At 46.0% G+C, this 19,408-nt stretch carries 13 protein-coding genes; 10 read left to right on the forward strand and 3 right to left on the reverse strand.

The genetic code is table 11. From position 1 onward, the window contains the following. Positions 1 to 14: 14 nt before the first annotated feature. From KSP24_RS12330 to KSP24_RS12340, 3 genes are all read left to right on the forward strand, one after another. Positions 15 to 533, forward strand: coding sequence for an RDD family protein (locus tag KSP24_RS12330; protein WP_040103737.1), 519 nt, complete (start codon positions 15 to 17; stop codon positions 531 to 533). Positions 534 to 969: 436 nt separating this feature from the next. After that, positions 970 to 2,937: an ATP-dependent DNA helicase gene (locus KSP24_RS12335; RefSeq protein WP_064963246.1), complete on the forward strand. Its 1,968-nt coding sequence runs from the start codon at positions 970 to 972 to the stop codon at positions 2,935 to 2,937. Next, positions 2,931 to 3,230 (forward strand): DUF6509 family protein, encoded by a 300-nt coding sequence (locus KSP24_RS12340; RefSeq protein WP_090735253.1) that lies wholly within the window; start codon positions 2,931 to 2,933, stop codon positions 3,228 to 3,230. Before KSP24_RS12335 ends, KSP24_RS12340 begins: the two co-directional genes overlap by 7 nt. Before the next feature lie 118 nt (positions 3,231 to 3,348). Here KSP24_RS12340 and KSP24_RS12345 read toward each other — a convergent pair whose 3' ends face one another. Then, a complete protein-coding gene (locus KSP24_RS12345; RefSeq protein WP_025679123.1) occupies positions 3,349 to 3,711 on the reverse strand; it encodes a hypothetical protein in 363 nt (120 codons plus the stop codon). A gap of 252 nt (positions 3,712 to 3,963) precedes the next feature. Between KSP24_RS12345 and KSP24_RS12350 the strand changes: the two genes are divergently transcribed. The 3 genes from KSP24_RS12350 to KSP24_RS12360 all read left to right on the forward strand — a co-directional run bounded on the left by KSP24_RS12350 (position 3,964) and on the right by KSP24_RS12360 (position 8,970). Then, positions 3,964 to 4,887, forward strand: coding sequence for a PLP-dependent cysteine synthase family protein (locus tag KSP24_RS12350; protein WP_013370925.1), 924 nt, complete (start codon positions 3,964 to 3,966; stop codon positions 4,885 to 4,887). Position 4,888: 1 nt separating this feature from the next. Further along, a complete protein-coding gene (locus KSP24_RS12355; protein ID WP_216975232.1) occupies positions 4,889 to 6,019 on the forward strand; it encodes a bifunctional cystathionine gamma-lyase/homocysteine desulfhydrase in 1,131 nt (376 codons plus the stop codon). A gap of 194 nt (positions 6,020 to 6,213) precedes the next feature. Then, positions 6,214 to 8,970 carry a PHB depolymerase family esterase gene (locus tag KSP24_RS12360; protein ID WP_216975233.1) on the forward strand — a complete coding sequence of 919 codons (2,757 nt, stop codon included), beginning with the start codon at positions 6,214 to 6,216 and terminating at the stop codon, positions 8,968 to 8,970. Between the two features lie 138 nt (positions 8,971 to 9,108). Here KSP24_RS12360 and KSP24_RS12365 read toward each other — a convergent pair whose 3' ends face one another. After that, on the reverse strand, positions 9,109 to 10,026 hold the full coding sequence (locus tag KSP24_RS12365; RefSeq protein WP_216975234.1) for a hypothetical protein: 918 nt from the start codon (positions 10,024 to 10,026) through the stop codon (positions 9,109 to 9,111). Next, positions 10,019 to 10,171 (reverse strand): hypothetical protein, encoded by a 153-nt coding sequence (locus KSP24_RS12370; protein ID WP_165079916.1) that lies wholly within the window; start codon positions 10,169 to 10,171, stop codon positions 10,019 to 10,021. The genes KSP24_RS12365 and KSP24_RS12370 overlap by 8 nt, the downstream gene beginning before the upstream one ends. A 300-nt stretch (positions 10,172 to 10,471) precedes the next feature. On the opposite strand from KSP24_RS12370, the gene KSP24_RS12375 reads away from it, so the two are divergent. From KSP24_RS12375 to KSP24_RS12390, 4 genes are read left to right on the forward strand one after another with little or no spacing between them, the layout of a single operon-like run. After that, positions 10,472 to 12,274, forward strand: a complete 1,803-nt coding sequence (locus KSP24_RS12375; RefSeq protein WP_216975235.1) for a vWA domain-containing protein — start codon at positions 10,472 to 10,474, stop codon at positions 12,272 to 12,274. A 24-nt stretch (positions 12,275 to 12,298) separates the two neighbouring features. After that, entirely contained in the window at positions 12,299 to 15,688 is a 3,390-nt protein-coding gene (locus KSP24_RS12380; RefSeq protein ID WP_025679133.1) for a tubulin-like doman-containing protein, read from the forward strand. Positions 15,689 to 15,691: 3 nt separating this feature from the next. Continuing rightward, a complete protein-coding gene (locus tag KSP24_RS12385; RefSeq protein WP_216975236.1) occupies positions 15,692 to 18,058 on the forward strand; it encodes a transcription initiation factor TFIID in 2,367 nt (788 codons plus the stop codon). A 45-nt stretch (positions 18,059 to 18,103) separates the two neighbouring features. Continuing rightward, complete coding sequence (locus tag KSP24_RS12390; protein ID WP_025679137.1) at positions 18,104 to 19,393, forward strand: vWA domain-containing protein; 1,290 nt, start codon at positions 18,104 to 18,106, stop codon at positions 19,391 to 19,393. The last annotated feature ends 15 nt before the right edge of the window (positions 19,394 to 19,408 follow it).

Genomic DNA, 19,408 nt, shown 5'->3' on the forward strand with positions numbered 1-19,408 from the left:
AGTTATACATCATTATGACAGTAGTAAGTGATAGTGTAAGAAAGATTTACGGAGGATTTTGGGTAAGAACGGCAGCGTTTATGATTGATCTGATCATTCTCTTTGCCATAGTCCTTTTAGTTGGGGGGACATTTTCCATAATTCCAGTTCTTCTGGATATAGAGGAGACGGGTTTCATACTAGAATTTTTTATTTGGATGCCGCTGATTCTTTGGCTTGTGCTACCATGGCTATATTGTGGTTTTTTGGAATCATCGAAAGTACAGGCTACGCCGGGGAAGCTTGTGTTTTCTCTAGTTGTAGTTAACAGCAAAGGAAACCGTCTAGGATTCTTACACGCATCCGGACGGTACTGGATTAAAGTCATTTCTTTTATGCTTGTTCATATTATTTACATTGTGGTTGCTTTTACTGCGAAAAAACAAGGAGTCCACGATTTATGTGCCAAAACCTTAGTTGTAAATAAAAAAGAGTTGCAGCGACATGAGCAGCAATCATCCTTGCCTCCAGCAGCTTCTAACATCATAAATTAAGGAAATTAACGTTGCGGAAGATGGAAGGGTACTTCCTTCATTTATCGGGGATGAACTTTTTATTCTGTCGGATCAGAGTCAAGAAACAATTGCAACAACCAGAAACCTGATGAATAGTGAAGTGTGAAAAACGATTCCAGCCGTTCAGAATAAACGGGTATATATGCTCGACAGCTCGTGGAATTTTGATGATGCCATTACGAGAGAGCGATTGCTGGAACAAATTCCAGATTTGATGAAGCAAAAGTAAACAAGGAACCAGCCAGTGCCTGAAAGCATTCGCTGGTTTCTTTGTTTTCTCATTATGTCATGAAAAAATTCCATTGTGACAAAATAAAAAATGTAAGTTATTCTTACAGTTTACATGTTCTTTTTAGCTTGTTTTGCGTTATAATGAAAGGATGCACATTATGAACGAATTGGAGGCACAGCCCGATTGACTACTTACCCTTTTGCCTTTGATCCGTCCAAGCCGTTTATTGAGCAGGCAAGTGACTGGATTGCAGATGTATTTTATGAAGTTTTGCCTGAAGTCGGCTTTGAGGTTCGGGATGAACAAATTTATATGGCATTCCAGCTAGAACGTGCCTATAAGGAAAAAAAGACCATTTTTGCAGAAGCAGGTGTAGGCACTGGTAAAACGCTGGTATACCTGCTGTACGCTATTGCATATGCCCGATACATGAGAAAACCGGCGATTATTGCCTGTGCGGATGAATCATTGATTGAACAACTGGTGAAGCCAGAAGGAGATATAGCCAAGCTGGCGCGGCATCTAAGCTTGACAATTGATGCCCGATTAGGGAAATCGCCAGATCAATATATTTGCTTGAACAAGCTGGATGAGGTGAGAAGCGGACTGGATGAGGACGCGGATGTTTTTCGCGATATTTATCAGGGTCTGCCTGATTTTGTCCATTTTCCAGATACGTTACAGTCCTTTACTCCATACGGGAACCGGAAAGAGTATCCTGAGCTAACAGATGGACAGTGGAGCAGACTTGGATGGGATGTATTTCAAGACTGTCTCGTCTGTCATCAGCGTCATCGTTGCGGACAGACGTTGTCTCGTGATCATTACCGCAAAGCGGCAGATCTGGTCATCTGCTCTCACGACTTTTACATGGAGCATGTATGGACCTATGAAGCGCGAAAGCGCGAGGGTCAGCTGCCATTGCTGCCGGAGCACAGTTCTGTTGTTTTTGATGAAGGACATTTGCTGGAGACAGCGGCACAAAATGCGCTTACTTACAAGCTTAAGCACACTCAATTTGAGTCTATTATTACCCGACTGCTAGAGGGAGAAGTGCGGGAATCTCTGGCCATGACGATCGAAGATGCAATCTCCCAAAGCGAGGTTTTGTTTGCTGCGCTCAATAAGAGCAGTCAGCCAGTACAAGGGTCTAGCCGCAAGGAATTTATCCTGAATGAATCGTTGATTCGGGAGGTGACCCGTTTTGGTGAACTGATCGGTACGATCGAGGAAGAGCTTGTGTTTGAAAGCGGGTTATTCTCTTTGGATGAGTATCAAGTTAAAATTGTAGAAGAACATTTGGAAATGATTCAAACTGCTTTGGCTTTGTTTAAGCGTCCTGAACTTCTCATTTCGTGGGTGACAGAGGATCAGGATGGATTAACGCTTGTGGTTATGCCGAAGATGGTAAAAGAGATTCTCAAAGAACGAGTATTTGCGCAGCATATTCCAATCGTATTCTCTTCGGCTACACTTTCCGTGGAGGGTTCATTTGACTATATGGCGCAGAGCCTCGGTATTGAAAACCCACTAACGTTTTCCGTCGCTTCACCTTATGACTACAGCGATCAGATGCAAGCCGCACTGTACCCGCTACAAGCGGGACATAACCCAATCCAGAGAGCGCTGACGCTGCTGGAGAAATCGCAGGGAAGAGCGCTTATTCTGTTTCCTTCTCAGGAGGAACTGACTGCCTTCCAAAGGGGTCTCGCTGTTTACCCAGAGGCATCTGCCTATCGTTTTCTGTATGAAGGCTCGGCTGAAATTAGCCATCTGATCTCCGCTTTTCAGAATGATGAGGAAAGTGTGTTGTGCGCTGTTACATTATGGGAAGGATTGGACATCCCTGGACCATCCCTGTCACATGTCATCATCTGGTCGCTGCCATTTCCTCCGAATGATCCGGTTTTTACGGCTCTGCGCAAGGATGCAGCAGATCCGTTTACTGAGATAGATATGCCTCACATGGCACTTAGACTCAGACAGGGCATAGGGCGTCTAATCCGCTCGCGTAATGATCAGGGCTGGATCTCGATCATGGGTCAGGATTTGAATCGTCCAGAAGTACGCACACAAGTTGAACAACTACTGCCTGCCGGCGTAGAATGCACCATAATTGAAGGAAATCCGGAGGGAATAAAAACATGTTGAATTTTACAGCATATACAGTAGATCAAATTAAAGATGCTTTTGGTATTTTGAGTGGACAGCGTTATGAATTTATCATTGAGATAGAAGTAGAGGAAGACGACGAGCTATACACTGAAAACGGAATATATATCCGTGCTCTTTATTTAGTAGACGAAGAAAAGACAAGACTGCTGAAGTATGAATTGTTTGAAAAAGCAACGGATCGTTACATTGAGCTTGAACTTGAAGAGGATGAGCTGCAAGCAGTTGAAAACTTCTGTAAAGAACATGTACAGGATGGAGCAGTAAATTAACAGTAAGGACTTTGCTAGCACAGCTAGCTATATATTGCAATCTATAATGAGGATATCAAGGAGCCTTGGCAATGACCAGGCTCCTTTTTCCTATGACCAGTGAAGAAACTTATGTGATCTAACGCAGTCTGTCCCACACATTCACCATAAACAGCATAATACCCGCCGCGAGTAACACCCACCCTATGACGACCCACACTCCAGCCTCTGCAATCGCGTAATTTTTACCTATAATCCCCAATATCAACACTGGCAGACTGATGTTATGTATCCAAAAGTGGATACGTGCCAGAATCGTAACTGAAAGTGCAGGAAAGGTCACGTAGATTAGACCTATGATCCCAAGAGTCGTCCAACCCAGCAAATGGACATGAGACTGAATAGGGGACAGGCTATAATCACCCGACACGCCAATGATTAGACTGAACAGCACACCGAGGGCAAAATATACAGCAGCTATCTTTAAACATTGCTTACCCATAGATGACATCCTCCTATGTTAGACGTGGGTATTTTGAGAGATATTTACCATCATATCGAGGTAGAATATCAAGGGTGTGGGTGTTGTGACTGGTCCATTTGACAAAAGCTTCAAATACACATAAAATCTTATTGCATCAATACTTACCGCATTACTATGTTTTTGGAGAAGACAGCGAATTTCTCCGACAATGGGCGCTAATTTTTGACCATTGGTTTATTTTGGATTCGCCATTAAAAGGAGCTTGAAATTATGAATGTATATCGCAATACCCTTGAACTCATCGGGCGCACGCCATTAGTGGAGCTGAACAGCTATTCTCTACCCAGAGGAATTCGCCTGTTCGCCAAGCTGGAGTTTATGAACCCCGGCGGCAGCGTAAAAGACCGGGTGGGAAAGGCTCTAATTGAAAAAGCGTTAAAGACAGGCCAGTTGAAGCCGGGCGGGACTTTAATAGAAGCAACAGCAGGCAATGCAGGTATTGGTCTTGCGATGGCCGCGCTTCATTATGATATCTCGGTTATTTTTGCTGTGCCTGAGAAGTTCAGCCAAGAGAAGCAGGACTTGATGAAAGCATTGGGAGCACGTATCGTTCATACCCCGACAAGTGAGGGAATGAAGGGAGCCATTGAAAAAACAAAGCAATTGGCTGCTGAAATCAAAGATGCATACTTGCCGCAGCAATTTAGCAATCCTGATAATCCAGAGGCTTATTATACGACAATGGGACCTGAAATTTGGAACGATCTGGACGGTAAAGTCGACGTATTCGTGGCAGGAGCAGGCTCAGGGGGCACATTTATGGGAACCTCGCGTTATCTTAAGGAGCAAAATGCAGCCATTAAAACTGTCATTGTGGAGCCTGAAGGGTCCATTTTGAATGGAGGCGAGTCAGGCCCTCATAAAACAGAAGGAATCGGCATGGAATTGATCCCTGAGTTTGTGGACAAAGGCTATTTTAATGCCATTCATACCATTAGCGATGTGGACGCATTCAACCGCGTCAAGGAATTGGCCGAACGTGAAGGGATTCTCGTGGGCAGTTCCTCCGGTTCTGCCCTCCATGCTGCTTTACTGGAAGCAGAGAGCGCACCGGATGGTGCACATATTGTCACCATTTTCCCAGATAGCAGTGAACGTTATTTGAGCAAAAAAATATATGAAGGCGGGATATAAAATGAAACGCAAAACAAAACTGATTCACGGTGGACTCCCTATCGATCCTCATACTGGCGCGGTTAACGTTCCTATTTATCAGGTAAGCACTTATGAGCAAGAGGAAATCGGCGTTCATAAGGGATACGAGTATTCGCGTACAGGCAACCCGACCCGGTTTGCACTGGAAGAGCTGATCAAGGAACTGGAGGAGGGCAAACGCGGTTTTGCTTTCGGTTCGGGTATGGCAGCGATTCATGCAGTGTTTTCCTTGTTTAAAGCAGGGGATCATATTTTGCTGACCGATGATGTATACGGGGGCACTTATCGTATTGTAAGCAAAGTGCTTAGTCGGATCGGGATTGAGTCCACATTTGTGGATACAACTGATCTGGAGGCTATTTCTAAAGCAATCCGTCCGAATACGAAGGCATTGTATGTCGAAACACCAACAAACCCGCTATTGAAAGTTACTGATATCCGCGCAGTTTCAGAACTGGTGAAAAAGCATGAGCTTTTGTTGATTGTGGACAATACATTTGCTACCCCTTACTGGCAGACGCCAATTACACTCGGGGCTGATATCGTCGTACACTCCGCAACCAAATATTTGGGTGGACACAGCGATGTTGTAGCCGGTCTGGCTGTAGTCAACAGTGAAGAGCTGGGCGAGCAGCTTCATTTTCTGCAAAACGCCATTGGCGGTATTCTCGGACCGCAGGATTCATGGTTATTGATCCGTGGTATCAAAACCTTGGGGCTGCGTATGGAAGCAATTGAGAAAAATGCAAAGGAAATTGCAGCCTTTTTGGAAAAGCATCCGAAGGTTAGTAAGGTGTACTACCCTGGGCTGGAAAGCCATGCACAGCATGAGCTGTCCAAAACTCAAGCTGAAGGCTTTGGCGGCATCATTTCCTTTGATGTAGGTAGCGATGCTAACGCGGTTGCCCTCCTGAAAAAAGTAAAGTATTTTACATTGGCTGAGAGCTTGGGAGCGGTTGAAAGTCTGATTAGCGTTCCAGCACGTATGACGCACGCCTCCATTCCGGCAGAACGCCGTGCAGAGCTAGGTATTACGGAAGGCTTGGTACGGATTTCGGTTGGGATTGAAGATCTGGAGGATTTGATCGAAGACTTGCAGTCAGCATTGTAAGAAAATAAGCACAATGATCAAGAGAGGTGGCAGAAGCTGCCTCTTTTTTTGTTGTGAGAATAGCTTCTTTTTTGAAAAGCACGGAGGAGTACGCAGAGGTGGTAACGAATAGTTTTATATAGTTCAATTGAATGTTAAACGGAATATAACGCGGCTACGTCTCTGAGGACACAAAAACCTGGAGGGGGAATGTTATGAGGTTCACACATCTGGAAAAAGCAACTACTGTGCTGTCGGATCATCCGGTACGTCTGGCGTCTGCTTATGCAGTCGGCCCAGTCGAGCTTCCGGAAAATTGTGGTGTGGGCAGGGAATGGTCGAGTCATTTTACGCAAGAGGAATGGAATTTGGAAAAGGCTTGTGGTGAAGATGGAATCGAGCTTTCAGCAAAAGGAAAGGCAGTGTGCCGATTACTGACCGAGCTTGACCCTCGGACCTCTGAACTGAATCTAGGTGTTTTTCCGCCTTTGGCTGAACACGAAAGACTTTTGCTGGTTTCAAATCTACGTTGTATGACTGCACAGGAAGTGATTTTTAGACCGTTTGAAGGAACCGGACAAATTTGGATAGATGGCACATTGGTATATGCCGAATCCGGTCCCTTTCGCTTGTATTTGGAGGAAGGTGATCATACGGTCGTTATCATTGCTGCATTTATTCCTGATGAGGCCCGCTCTATTCGTATCAGTGGAAATCAGGTATGCGATGAACCAGATGTGATAGAACTGCATCGTGAATTCGTAGAGCGTAATATACGTAATCATATGGCATGGTTAGAGGTTGAGCAAAGTGCTGGCAGGGAAGGAGAAGACAGCCCGATTTTATTTTATTTGCTGCGTAAGGATCGGATACTTCTTCCCTCAGATCAAACGTTATGGGTCGAGGTAACGAATGATGAGGGCATGAAGCTGGATCAGTTTCCAGCCCATTGGGAGCAGGAGCAAAGCTACGCCTGGGATGAGGAGAAGATCGGGAATACGGGAATGCTGCACTTCACCGTTACCTATCGGGATCATGAGGCTGTAGAACATCATTTTGTGTATTCGGTACTTGTGCGGCCTTTGTCAGTCGTCGTGGAGGGCTTGCAGGAAGAGTATGACCAGTACATGCAAGCCTACGCTAAAGATGTTCTTCATTCTGCGCAGAAAATACAAATAAAGGGCCTGCTTGAGGAATTAAACAGGTTAACGGATTCGCCGGAAGATCCTTTTGAAATCTGGGATTCCCGGGTGGTGCGTGAATATATTAAGCTATTAAAACAAATTTTTATATCTGGACATACCGAACAGTCACAGCACCCATCGTTACTTCAGAAAGAACATATTTTTTTGACGGCCGACGGCATTGGTGAAGGTTTTTTTGTCTCCCGTTTGGACAATAGTTTGCAACGGTATACCATCCAGCTTCCCAGCAACTACACGGCTGAGCGACGGTATCCTCTGATCGTTCTAATGCCTGGCAAGCGATATGAGCTTGGACTGCCGGATTTTCAGAATAGAGGTTTTGGGCGGGGTTGGGAAGACGAGGCTATATTTGTTACTTTTTCGTGTCGTGGCGTTACGCTGGGCAGTTATATTGGAGAAGCTGCTTTTTTGGAGGGGCTAGATGTCATACTGCAAGCGTACCGAGTGGACGAAGAACGTATCTATCTGACGGGTTACTCGAACGGCGCATATGCTGCATGGGCGATGGCACAGGCTTATCCTTCTCGGTTTGCAGCTATTGCGGTAATCTCAGGGACGCCACACCCCAAGCATCTTAAAAATTTGACCAATATTCCAATATTGGATGTGTGTGGTGACCAGGATTACTTATTTGCCCAAGCATACACAGCTCCGGTAACCGAGCTTTCATCGAACCATTTTAAAGGTGTGATAGAGCGGCAGTCTAATCATTGGGATACGCATGAGTTAAGACTTTTGGACGGCATACTGGGTTGGCTTATGCAATGGAAAAGAGATGTCGTCCCTCAGCGTATTGCCTACCGGACGGAACGGGGCAGACATAATCGAGCTTACTGGCTGGAAGTGACACGCATGGATGAAAACGAGGAATATGCGGAGTTGTATGGCGAAATGAGTTCCACGGGTGAATTGGATATTGAGGCTGTTCACGTCGAAGAATTTGTGATTCATCTCTCACAAGAGGACATGTCCCTGGAACTGGCCCAAGTTCGTATCGGAGCCCGCATTTTCATGTTGGATTTACGAGAATACAGCCGCTTTCGCTTTGTTAAAACACACTCGCACAAACGCCCCTCACCCGAATACCGTTTGATTGCTGAACGGGAGGGAGAGAGCAGTGAAGACTCCACCAAAAATGCGGATGCAGCTAAGAGTGTTGCGGATTTGCAAAGCGTGGGAAGAAATGGTGCGAGTCACGGTATGGGTGTACTTGATGTTTATATGAATCGACTTCACATTGTTCTTCCTTCCAGTTATGCTACACAAGAGGAAGAACAGGCGGTGAAACGAACGGCGAACGCCTTGGCTAGTCCGCGGACAGCGACCTGGAACCCGTACATTGGTGTTCATTATCCCGTGGTTTCTTCTAAAGATATTTCAGAGAAAGAACTGGCTGATAGCAACGTGATTTGTATCACTTCGGCCTTGTCCAGACATGAGCTGCTTCAAAAGTATCAAGCTCATCTTCAAATTGAATGTACCGAGGATGGGTATACATGGGGTGACGATTTTACGGCAGGCGAATACTGTTTGTCATATATTCAACCTAGCCCATGGTCTGCAACCCAGCAGATGCTTGTCGTATCGACCAATTCACCCCGTCTGCTGGGTAAAAACCTTTTTATGCGCAGACTGATTATGCCCGGATATTTTAATGGTCTACACCCGTATTTAAATAAAGAGATTATTGTGTATGATAGCAAGGGAGTACGAGCATTTAACTTTACTTCCATTAAGCATGCGCAGCATAAACTGCAAGGTCAATAAAGATGCATGAGCGTCATTATAATCCATATTTAAAAAACCGTCTGGAGGCACATTGGCGATCCTGACGGTTTTTTTGCTGATCCATTGCAGTGATTCCTTGACTGGGATACGTCATATATAAAAGGGCATTATGGTAACTCAGCTTTTATACTGCTCCATCAGGTACATGATCTTCACTTCATCGGCCAAATCTCCAAAGGGTTCTAACGGATTCTCCTGAATGATATGATATAAACGTTGGATTCGTTCCTTTGGTAGCTTCCGAACATATCTGGAAATGAAAGCGGCATGGGTGACTATGTAGCGTTTTTTACGGACAGCGGCACTGGCTACGCGAACGAGAATATCTTCGCCTCCCGCCATCTCTAAAATACGGCGCTCATAAAAAGCCACATACCGGAATGTCCGATCCTTAATCAGCTCACGATTGAGTCTGGCAACCTCTCCAATGTATCTGACCATAAGGGGTTCAAAGCTTTTGATCAGGAGAGGATCGAGCGTTAATTCCATATCTTTGCGAAGAACAAATGATTGCAGCAGAGCGACCTGCTGGAGCCTTATCCGATCATTGTGAATGAGTATGGCAATCTCGCGTAACATTTCATAACAGACACGCTCACTGAGCTGTCGTAGGGCAACTGCATTTTTGTGATTCACGTTCAATCCTTCCTGGATTTGTCCTATACGGCCTCTGAAAAGGCGTATAAGCTGCCTACGCTGTTCATAAGGAACAATGCGCTGCTGTAGAAGGATCAAGGGCAACAGGAGAAACGCACCGACGATCCCACACAGTAGCATTTGCTGTGACGAGTGACCGAAAAAGATAGAAGTAGCCAGCAACGCGATGCCGACGGCAAGGTCTTTATAAAAATAACGTTTAGCTCTGAGTTGGGCATATTGCTCTACAGGAACCAGCGTATCCCGACCACACGATGTACATTTCTCTTCCCAAAGAGCGGTGAATTGTCCGCAGCGCTTGCAGATTCTCAGCTTTTGGAAGGCACGCTCTGTGCGGGTAAATGGGCGAAATTGCACAGCCTGTTTGGAGCTATTCATTGCGCTCACTTCTCCGGTTCAGCAGTGCGAGAAGCTCGGTGTCGATTTGTGTAATCGACGGGGCGCGTCTTTTATGTATATAGTAGATTAGTGATTTAATGGCGACAAAAAGAAACATAATCGCCAGACATCCGTATGAGATCATAGTGTACTTCCTCTTTCTGCTTAGATTTTTATTTTACTGTTTTACATGAACGGGTTTCGCTAGGGTTATTTTTGTCGTATAAAGGAGAAGGCTGGTGCCCGATTGCCCTTGTTGGGGTATAATTATATCATTACTGCAGGATATTGGTAAAATATCGCGGTATAATAGGCTTTTTGGTCGTATTCAGGCCGCTCGGACAGGATTTTCAGCTGGCGCTCATGTAAAACTCATTATAATTTAATAGTAGTGGAGTACAACTGTAATTTAGAATGAGAATTAATCGGCAAAGGGGTACAAGCGATGTTTAGTAGAGACAGAAAATGGTTTTTGGTCATCGGAATCATATGTACAATGATCATGACCTCGATTTCGGCCTGGCAGCCACAGACGGCGAATGCCGCTTCACCCTCAGCTTCTAAAGTGGATGCGGTGCTGGTAGTCGATGTAAGTAATTCAATGAACACCAGTGATCCTGGGAAAATTGGCAATGAAGCCATGAAAATGTTTATTGATATGTTGTCAACACAAAATGACAAGGTTGGGATTGTAGCCTATACGGATGTCGTACAGCGCGAGAAAGCCTTGCTTAATATTTCATCCGAAGCAGATAAGCAGGAGCTGAAGACATTTATTGACGGGCTGAACCGGGGAGCGTATACTGACACCTCCGTAGGTGTCAAGGAAGCGATCCGTATTTTGCAGGACGGCAAAACAGCCGGGCATGCGCCTATGATCGTTATGTTAGCTGATGGTAACAACGATTTTAATAAGACGACAGGCCGAACTGAAAGCCAATCCGCTCAGGATATGGCACAGGCTGTAGCCGAGGCTAAAAAAAGCGGTGTGCCGATCTATACCATCGGTTTGAATGCAGATGGAAAGCTGAATAAAAATAAACTCGCCGACATCGCGCAGCAAACGGGTGGCAAGTCCTTTATTACAAGCTCGGCAGACGATCTGCCGAACATTTTGAGTGAAATTTTCGCCAGCAATTTGAAATTGAAAGTGGTGCCCTTGCAGTCCATTACGGCAAACGGCGACTATCAGGACGTTACAGTAACCGTACCAAACGATAGCGTGCTGGAAGCCAACATTTCGATCATGTCCTCGAAACCGGTGGACGCGAGATTAATAGACCCATCGGGCAACACGAAGTCGATTCCTTCGAGCGATGTACTGCTGTCCAAGTCCAAAAGCTACTCGCTGATTAAATTGCTCAAGCCTGTGGCTGGCGACTGGAAGCTTCAAGTCAAGGGAGTGCAGCAGGATAAGATTGATATTAATCTGGTATTTAACTATGATTTGGAATTGAAGCTGGACGCACCGCCTGCCAAATCATACAAAAAAGGTGACTCGGTTCAAATTCGTTCCTATCTGACGAGCAATAACCAGCCGTATCAGGATCAGGAATTGTATGCGAATATGAATGCGGTCCTGAAGGTCAAGGACCTTGATACCGGCGCGACGAATGAAGTGCCCCTAACAAACGCAGGCGATGCTTTTACCGGCTCCTATGCGATTCCGGATGAGCATGACTATGAGCTAACCGTCAGAGCAGAGGAGAAGAGCTTCTACCGTGAAACGCAGCCTGTAACCATCAGTGCCAAAGCTGGGGCAGCGAGCGGTACGAATACTGGCACAACTCAGCCTACGGCGCCTGCTGAAAAGTCTAAGCTATTGCCACTCATTCTTTTAGGGGTGGGACTGCTCGTTCTGCTAGTGGCGGCATATTTCATCTGGAAGGCTGTCAAAAAAGCCAATCGTGGCTTTGTCGGTCAGATCGTACTGGAAATCCGGGACGAAAATACCGGCGAAAAGACATACCCGCAGTATAAGAAGCTGAACACCTTCCGGGGCAAATTCAATTTACACCAGTTGCTGCAACTGGCGCCAGAATTTGCTGGAACCGATAAGGTCGTGTTCACGCCAGCGAACCAGGATCGCATTGTGGTGCGTAGTACCCCAGAGATTACGATTGAAAAATCCGGGCGTGCTGTAGACGCAGGCAATGGTCTTGAACTGAAAAACGGTGATCGTCTGACGATTCCGCTGGCTAGTGTGGACAAAACCATTTTACTGGAGTTTATTTCAGTAAACAGCTAAACGAACCCTTAGGAGGTCATATCTATGAAACCAGTAGTTAGAGAGCATATCCAACAATTAGACGTATCACTCGGCGGAGGGATCGTAAGCGATAAGATCAGAGTAGATACCATCGATAATCCTATTTTAATTATCGGACTTGGGGGAACGGGGATTGACGCCCTTCTCCGCTTGAAATATCAAATAAACCGCAGATTCAAGCTGCCTGCGGACCCGATTTCCAAGAAAAAAAGCGAGAAGCCGGATAATGTGGAATTTCTAGCTTTTGAAACGAATGAACAAGACCGCAACAAAAAATACAAAGGGATTGGTTTGGACCCCATCAATGAGTTTGTACTGCTGTCCAATGCGGAAATCGGCGGGTTGCTGCAAAACCGCAGTATTTTGGAGCCGTACATCACTGACTGGCTGTCTCCCGAGCTGAGCATTACCGATGGTATGAACGGGGCGGCAGGGGTACGTCAGGCTGGACGATTACTATTGTTCACCAAAATCAATCAGGTCGTACAAAGTATTGACAAAAAAATCAAAACCCTGTCTGAAGGTACTAACAAGAAGCTTATGGTGTTTTTGCTATCCGGTTTGTCCGGCGGTACAGGAAGCGGTACTTTCCTCGATATCTCATATATCGTTCGAGGCATTATTGAGCGGGACTATGGCTCCGCAGGTGTAGACCGTGTAAACACGCTGGGTTATCTGTTCACACCGGATATTAATCTGGCCAACAAAAGCCTGAGCGAGCATACGCGTGAATATATTAAAAAAAATGGCTATGCTGCACTGAAAGAGCTGGACTACTGGATGAATGTGGACAGTCGTGGTGAACGCTTTAAGCAACAGTACGGTAACATTTTGACTGTAAACTCGCCGTTGCCGCCGTTCAATCTGTGTCACCTTATTTCGGCTACGAATACGGAAGGCAAACTACTGGAAAATGCTTATGATTACTGCATGAATGTCACCGCTGAGAACATCACCAACTTTATGGCGAGTGAGGAAAAACAGTCGGGTGAAGAGTTCGCCATTCATGACTATATCAGCAACATTCGTACCAACATCGCGCAAATGAATAAGGCGTATCCAGCAAACTACGATTACAATATTATCGGAGCTTCCTCGGCAGTGCTGCCTATGGAGGAAATGACGACATATCTGGCTTACCGAATGTTTGGTAAAATGTCCAAAATGTTTGAGCAAGCGCCAAATCAGGAGGATGTAGAGAAGTTTGCCCGCAAGCTGGGCGTGGATCTGGATAGCATGATCAAAAACTTTGAGTCCCGTGTACCTGAGCCGCTTCCGGGCTTTGAAAACAGTGAACGGTTAAGTTATAACAATGTTGTTAAGATGCAAGTAGTTAATATGGACACTGAGCTGGAACAAACGTTCCTGACGCGTGCTCGCGAAGAATATATCAAAGCGAAGAAACAGCTTCCTGGCGAAATTGTAGGACAGTTTACGGACCAAATCCGCCGGATGTTCCTACATCCCGAGCAAGGGCCGTTTTATGTATCCCGCATGATATATACTGAAAAAGGGTTTAGCTTGCTGAAAATGCTGCTTTCCTATGTTGAAACGTTGCGTGAATCACTGCACCGTATTCCTACGGACATTGAATGGGCGCGAGAGCAGGCGAACGAGAAGCTGGGCGATGCCAAGAGTGCGTTTGTATCCAAGGATAAGAAGAAAAATGCATATATTGAAGCAAAAATCAACGAATATTGGCTGCGGGCTGATGTGGAACGTACAGAGCAGCTCATTGAATTCTATGAAGACCTGTATGACCTGCTAAATAAAGAAAATAACCGCATTTATAATGTATTTACTGAAATTTTGAACGCACTGAGTGCCATTTTCGAAAAGAATGGTGATCTGCTGATTAATGGCGAGGAACAATCCGATCACAAAGGTAACAAGACGTATTATTGGAATCTGGTAAGTGTACCGGATATTTCGGAAGTTGTGACCAAGCTGCTGGATAACCGCAATGGTGACGACTTAATTCGTGATTTTGCCCAAGAATTGCTGGAAAATTCAGATCAATGGGTGAAAGATCAGGACATGGACATCATCAGCTCGATCTCCAATTTCTTGACTGACAAATTCGGTGATCTCATTACCCGTTCTATGGAAGATTTCCTGGTCATGAAGTACGGGCAGGACGAAGCAATTGAAAAATTTGTGGAGCGTTACATTGCAAGCAAGCTGGATGAGGAGGCTGTACCTGTCTTCCATTTGAGCAACAGTTCTGGCAATTTGTATTTCCCATCCTGGGGATTCGTTTCGGTACCTGTACAGTCGCCTAATATCCTGAAAGGCGTTCGCAATTATCAAAATAATGCAATTGGCAAATCGCACTTCACTATTAAAGAAAGTGAAGTCCGTAACCGGATTTTCTGGCTCAATACGCGTAATGGTGTTCCTCTGTTTGTATATACGCCGCTCAAAGTGTATGAAGAGAGCTATGAGAAAACCATTCTTGACCGTGAAGGTATTGGCCGACATCTGGTGCAGACAGGTCAGAACAACTGGACGAATCTGCCGTCGCCGATTCCTGAAAAATCATGGGGAGAAACTTACGTCAATTCGCGTGTGCAAGCTCACAATGCCCGCATTCGTAATGATTTCGACCGGGCTAAGGCACTCGGAGTGATTCGTGAGAAAGATGTCGATCAAAATACAAGCAGCCGTTTTACTGTAATTCGCTCACAAGCGCTAGATATGAATGCGCTACTGGCAGGCTACGATATGCGCTTACAGGAATCCAAGCCGAATTTGGGCGAGGTGAAAAGAGCATGGTCTGAGCTGAAGCGTCTACTGGCTGAAGGGCTGGAGCAGACCGGAAGCAAGGACATCTTTGGCAGCATCAATGAAGAGATGGCCAAGGAAAACCTGATCCGTTCACCGGAGTTAACGCAGGTGGTTCGTGATGAGCTGGCGAAATATATTCAAATCGAAGCAAAAGCCGCTGAATTGGAAGCTTTACTGGGCAAATACCAAGATGAAGAAAAATGGTTGGATCAGTTCATTCAGGCACTCTACACGGACACGATCACGAAAAAAGGCGCTTTGTACGTCTATGATCGTGATGAAGAGGAAGAGGCGTGGGAGCCGTTTGCCAACGTCATGAAGAGCCGCAATTATGTGGAGTTTGAAGTGTTCACAAACTTCCGTGGATTGGATGAAAAGAAATTTGCAGCACTAATGCGTAAGGCGGATCGCCGTGATGCTGTATTGACTTCATCTGAGGATATTACACCACTGCTGGCGAAGTTGGATGAGCTGGCAGCCACTTACACAGAGGCTCGCAATCAATTGGAATATGAAAAGGTAGAGCTGGCTAATGGAGCGGAACTTTATGCATTTTATGCTCAAATGGCTGGGAAATTAAACGACATCCGCAGAAAGTTGAAGTAAAGTATGAGAGAGCAGCTGTTACGTTATGCGGCTGACTATGCAGCCGCAGAGGACCAATTAATCGGAAGCGGGGATGGACGCAGCAGCATCCATTTCCCGTCCGTGTTTCTTTTTATCGGCGATCACATGGGCCCGGTGATGAACACAATTGCAGATATCAACCGGACCAAGTGGGATAACAGCACAGGAGTAACCTATATTCAGATTTGCTCGCAGGAAGAGCACGCAGCTGTAGACCGTTCGGTAGAGGCCATTGTTCATACGGTAGCTGTACCGGAAGAAAGTAGTCACCAAACGTTACGCCGTGACTTGCACCAGGCTTTTTATACACATGAATCAAAGCTAATTGAACTTAACACCGCGTTACGCCGGGCTAGTGGACATCTGGCTGATTATGGTCGGTTGTATTCCTCGTTTGAGCGTGTACATTTGTCGATCCTGACAACAGCGGATGATCCCATGAACGTATTAATTCCTGAAATTACGCTGTTGGCAGAGTATATTTTTGCCCAATCTTTTAAATCGGTACAAATGGATCTGTATGTGTTGATGAGCGAAAGCGACCAGGCTGCCCAATTTGGCTACAGAAGTGCAACATCCGTTGCTTTTATGCGGGAGTTGGATTACATCCAGAGCCCAGCATATACGTTTACAGCACCGCTTCATATGACCGAGGACAAATTGACCATCCCGGTATCTCATGCTCCATCTCCGTTGTTCGATCTTGTCTATGTGCTGTCCGACAAGAATGAGCGCGGCGTAACGGTGCCGAATAGCCTGCGCGAGAGTTGTGATATTATTTGTCACATTCAACTTCTTAAAAACCGTTACCAGGCAGGAGATTCCTATCGGTCACAGGATGGAGGCTACAATAATACATCGTTTAAGAATAACATCATGACGGAATCCGGGCGGCAGGGTTATGTGTCGGCTGGATTTTCCCGGGTTAACCGCCCTAATCAGTCGATTGCGCTTACGGTGTTGTATCACTTTTATGTGAAGCTGCTAGAGCGTATGAGAACAGAGCAGGATTGGGACATACGCGATAAGCTAAATTATTTTGGCTTAGATGCTGCTGAGCGTGGTCGTACACGAAATGATCTAGTACCTGGCAATGAAGCGATCATGGACATGAGCGCACTAATGACGAGCGGAGCCAGCTACGGCTCGCTGAAACGAATGTCATTACGTGAGGCAGAGGAAACCTTGTTTGGTCAGGGGTGCGAAGCCTTTTTCCGCGATAACTGTGAACGGATCGTACAGAAGCGCTTGGGAGATTTTCAGGCGGATATGCGTTTGCAGATAGCTGTGAATGCAGCTGCTAAGGAACATCCTCATATCGGCTTTTTCGAGCTGACAGATTGGACGGATGAAAATCAAACAGGGAATGTGCTTACGGCTGTTCGGGGAATGATTCGTGATACGTCCAATGATTTGCAGATCAGTGCGGCCGAACTGGATGCGCTGTATAGCGGACGAGTGGAAGATCAGCCTTTTCAGCGACTGCCGCTTATGGATAAACATAATGTGCGTAGCTTGATCCGTTACCTCACTGAAACAGTCTACGGGCATAAAATGCACATGTTGCGGATTCAAGTGGATTTGGAGCTACTTCGCCGCTATGAAATGGCACTGGAAAAATGGCATGCACAGGCGAAGCATATTACAGTACAGCTAGCCAACCTGGAGCGTGAATTGCATCAAGCTGCAACGGACAGTATTCGGCAGGCTGACAGTTACACAGGTCAAAACCTGTTCGAGTATTACGAGCGTGTGACGGAGGATGTCATGCATGAGTTGGAAAGCAAGCGGGGGAAATCTATATTCTTTGACGCCCGGCATATGGGACCTGTATCTGGGTTGCTGGATGAAGGTCTGTCTGCACTGGTGGATAGACTTACGCAGACCTGCCGTACCTTGATTCTCAGCTCACAGCCATTTAATCAGACATTCGAAGAAGAATTATTACGACGTGCCAATGTAGCTGCTGCATATGAAAATCGGCTGGTCGTTCCGAAGGATGAGCTGTTTAAAAAACTGTATCAAACGTTAGAAGAGCACGGCGGAATCAATGTACGTTTGCTCGACTATACCCATGAGCATCGGTATGAAGAAAAGTATTTTTTTGGTGACTACGAAGGCGAATTTCTTCCTTATGCGATGGACGTCGACATTACTTCGCGAATTTACAAGCTGGGTTTTGTTCATGAGCGTCGCAGTAGCGGGGTGGAAAAACTGCATTTGATGGGCGGCTTCCATCTGGAGGATCTGATGGTTTACCGCAACGGCAAAACGTATTATGAGACATATACTGCGAATGGTTTCGTGTTTCATGGAATCGACGTGGACCGGTTGCCGGAATTGCGGTAGCCATATATTATCCTACTTTAATGATGGAAGGAAGCAACGAATCTTATGAAGCAACGAAAATTTAACGTTCTCCTATTGGTGTTTGGCTTGCTGGGCGCTGTAGTAGGCTTCATCTTAGGAGAGCTTATTCTTCACAAATTGATAGGCCACTGGCCGCATATCATCGTGGTCGGGCTATATTTTGGCATCATGGCGCTGTGCATTGGTCTAGGTTGCCTTATCGGCGAACTAATTTCGCCACAGTTAAATGGACATTCATGGCGACAACGATACTCAGGATTGTCCTGGAAATTACTAGTACCTGCTACACTGGTCATGTTGCTCGTGGCAGGTCTGTTATTGGAACTGGGGTATCAGGTTAACCCTGAAGGGCGCAAGAGTGTACAGGACCTCGTGCTTGTGATTGATAATTCCGGAAGCATGCAACAAACAGATCCCGATAATGAACGCCTAACGGCTGCCAAGAGTCTAATTGGGCAAATGGATGGAGACAAGCGCGTAGCCATTGTTTCATTTGAATCCACTGCGCAGTTGGTGCAGCCATTTACTCCCATTGGCACAGATGCAGAGAAGCAAGCGGTATATTCCAAAATCGATAGTATGCAGACTATAATGTCAGGCGGTACAGAGATCGGGCTTGCTTTGGACGAGACGATCAAGGAGATTGAAACCCAAGGCAATGCGGAAAAAGGTTCTCTCGTTATTATGCTCTCTGACGGCTTTAGCGAACTGGATACGCAAACCGCATTGGCTCCTTACATTGCCCGTCAGATTCCGATTAATACGATCGGCCTGAAACTGGCAGAATCAGAAGGTATAGCTTTGTTGCAAAATATTGCCAGCCTAACGGGTGGAACTTATTCTAATGTAGCTAATGCCCAAGGACTTACGCAGGCGTTCGGTAAAATATATAACAAAATTGGTGATCGCACGCTGGTAACGGAGCGGACAGGTGAGTATGCCGACAGTCTGTATTTTGCTATTTATCGCGTAACGGCTCTGGTTATCATCGGAGTTCTATTAGGGTTGGCTCTTGGATTGATGTTTGATAACCGTTTTCTCGCGCGGAATTTCGCAATTGGTGGAGTTCCAGCCGGCTTGCTCGCTGGCTTGATTTTGGAAAGAGGGTTATCTGGCTCGCCTATAGGTGACTTGATGATTCGTTTGCTAGCAGCGCTCGTACTGGCGGCCCTTATTGCTGTCTTTTCACTTGTTCTGCCGATTGCGGAAAATACTCGCCGATCTTCTGGTGGTGGGAGCCAAGGTGGGCCATCAGGCCAACGGAGAGGGGCACCGGAAGGCCCGACGCGCAATCGACGCAGCAGTGGATTTTAGAACGGGAGGCTGGAA

The sequence above is a fragment of the Paenibacillus sp. AK121 genome, from assembly GCF_019042715.1.
GTDB classification, from domain to species: domain Bacteria; phylum Bacillota; class Bacilli; order Paenibacillales; family Paenibacillaceae; genus Paenibacillus; species Paenibacillus polymyxa_C.

Coding starts and splice junctions, on each gene's coding strand:
- KSP24_RS12345 (WP_025679123.1), bottom strand. CDS start 3,711: ATGGGTAAGCAATGTTTAAAGATAGCTGCTGTATATTTTGCCCTCGGT.
- KSP24_RS12385 (WP_216975236.1), top strand. CDS start 15,692: ATGAGAGAGCAGCTGTTACGTTATGCGGCTGACTATGCAGCCGCAGAG.
- KSP24_RS12375 (WP_216975235.1), top strand. CDS start 10,472: ATGTTTAGTAGAGACAGAAAATGGTTTTTGGTCATCGGAATCATATGT.
- KSP24_RS12390 (WP_025679137.1), top strand. CDS start 18,104: ATGAAGCAACGAAAATTTAACGTTCTCCTATTGGTGTTTGGCTTGCTG.
- KSP24_RS12365 (WP_216975234.1), bottom strand. CDS start 10,026: ATGAATAGCTCCAAACAGGCTGTGCAATTTCGCCCATTTACCCGCACA.
- KSP24_RS12380 (WP_025679133.1), top strand. CDS start 12,299: ATGAAACCAGTAGTTAGAGAGCATATCCAACAATTAGACGTATCACTC.
- KSP24_RS12370 (WP_165079916.1), bottom strand. CDS start 10,171: ATGATCTCATACGGATGTCTGGCGATTATGTTTCTTTTTGTCGCCATT.
- KSP24_RS12340 (WP_090735253.1), top strand. CDS start 2,931: ATGTTGAATTTTACAGCATATACAGTAGATCAAATTAAAGATGCTTTT.
- KSP24_RS12360 (WP_216975233.1), top strand. CDS start 6,214: ATGAGGTTCACACATCTGGAAAAAGCAACTACTGTGCTGTCGGATCAT.
- KSP24_RS12355 (WP_216975232.1), top strand. CDS start 4,889: ATGAAACGCAAAACAAAACTGATTCACGGTGGACTCCCTATCGATCCT.
- KSP24_RS12350 (WP_013370925.1), top strand. CDS start 3,964: ATGAATGTATATCGCAATACCCTTGAACTCATCGGGCGCACGCCATTA.
- KSP24_RS12330 (WP_040103737.1), top strand. CDS start 15: ATGACAGTAGTAAGTGATAGTGTAAGAAAGATTTACGGAGGATTTTGG.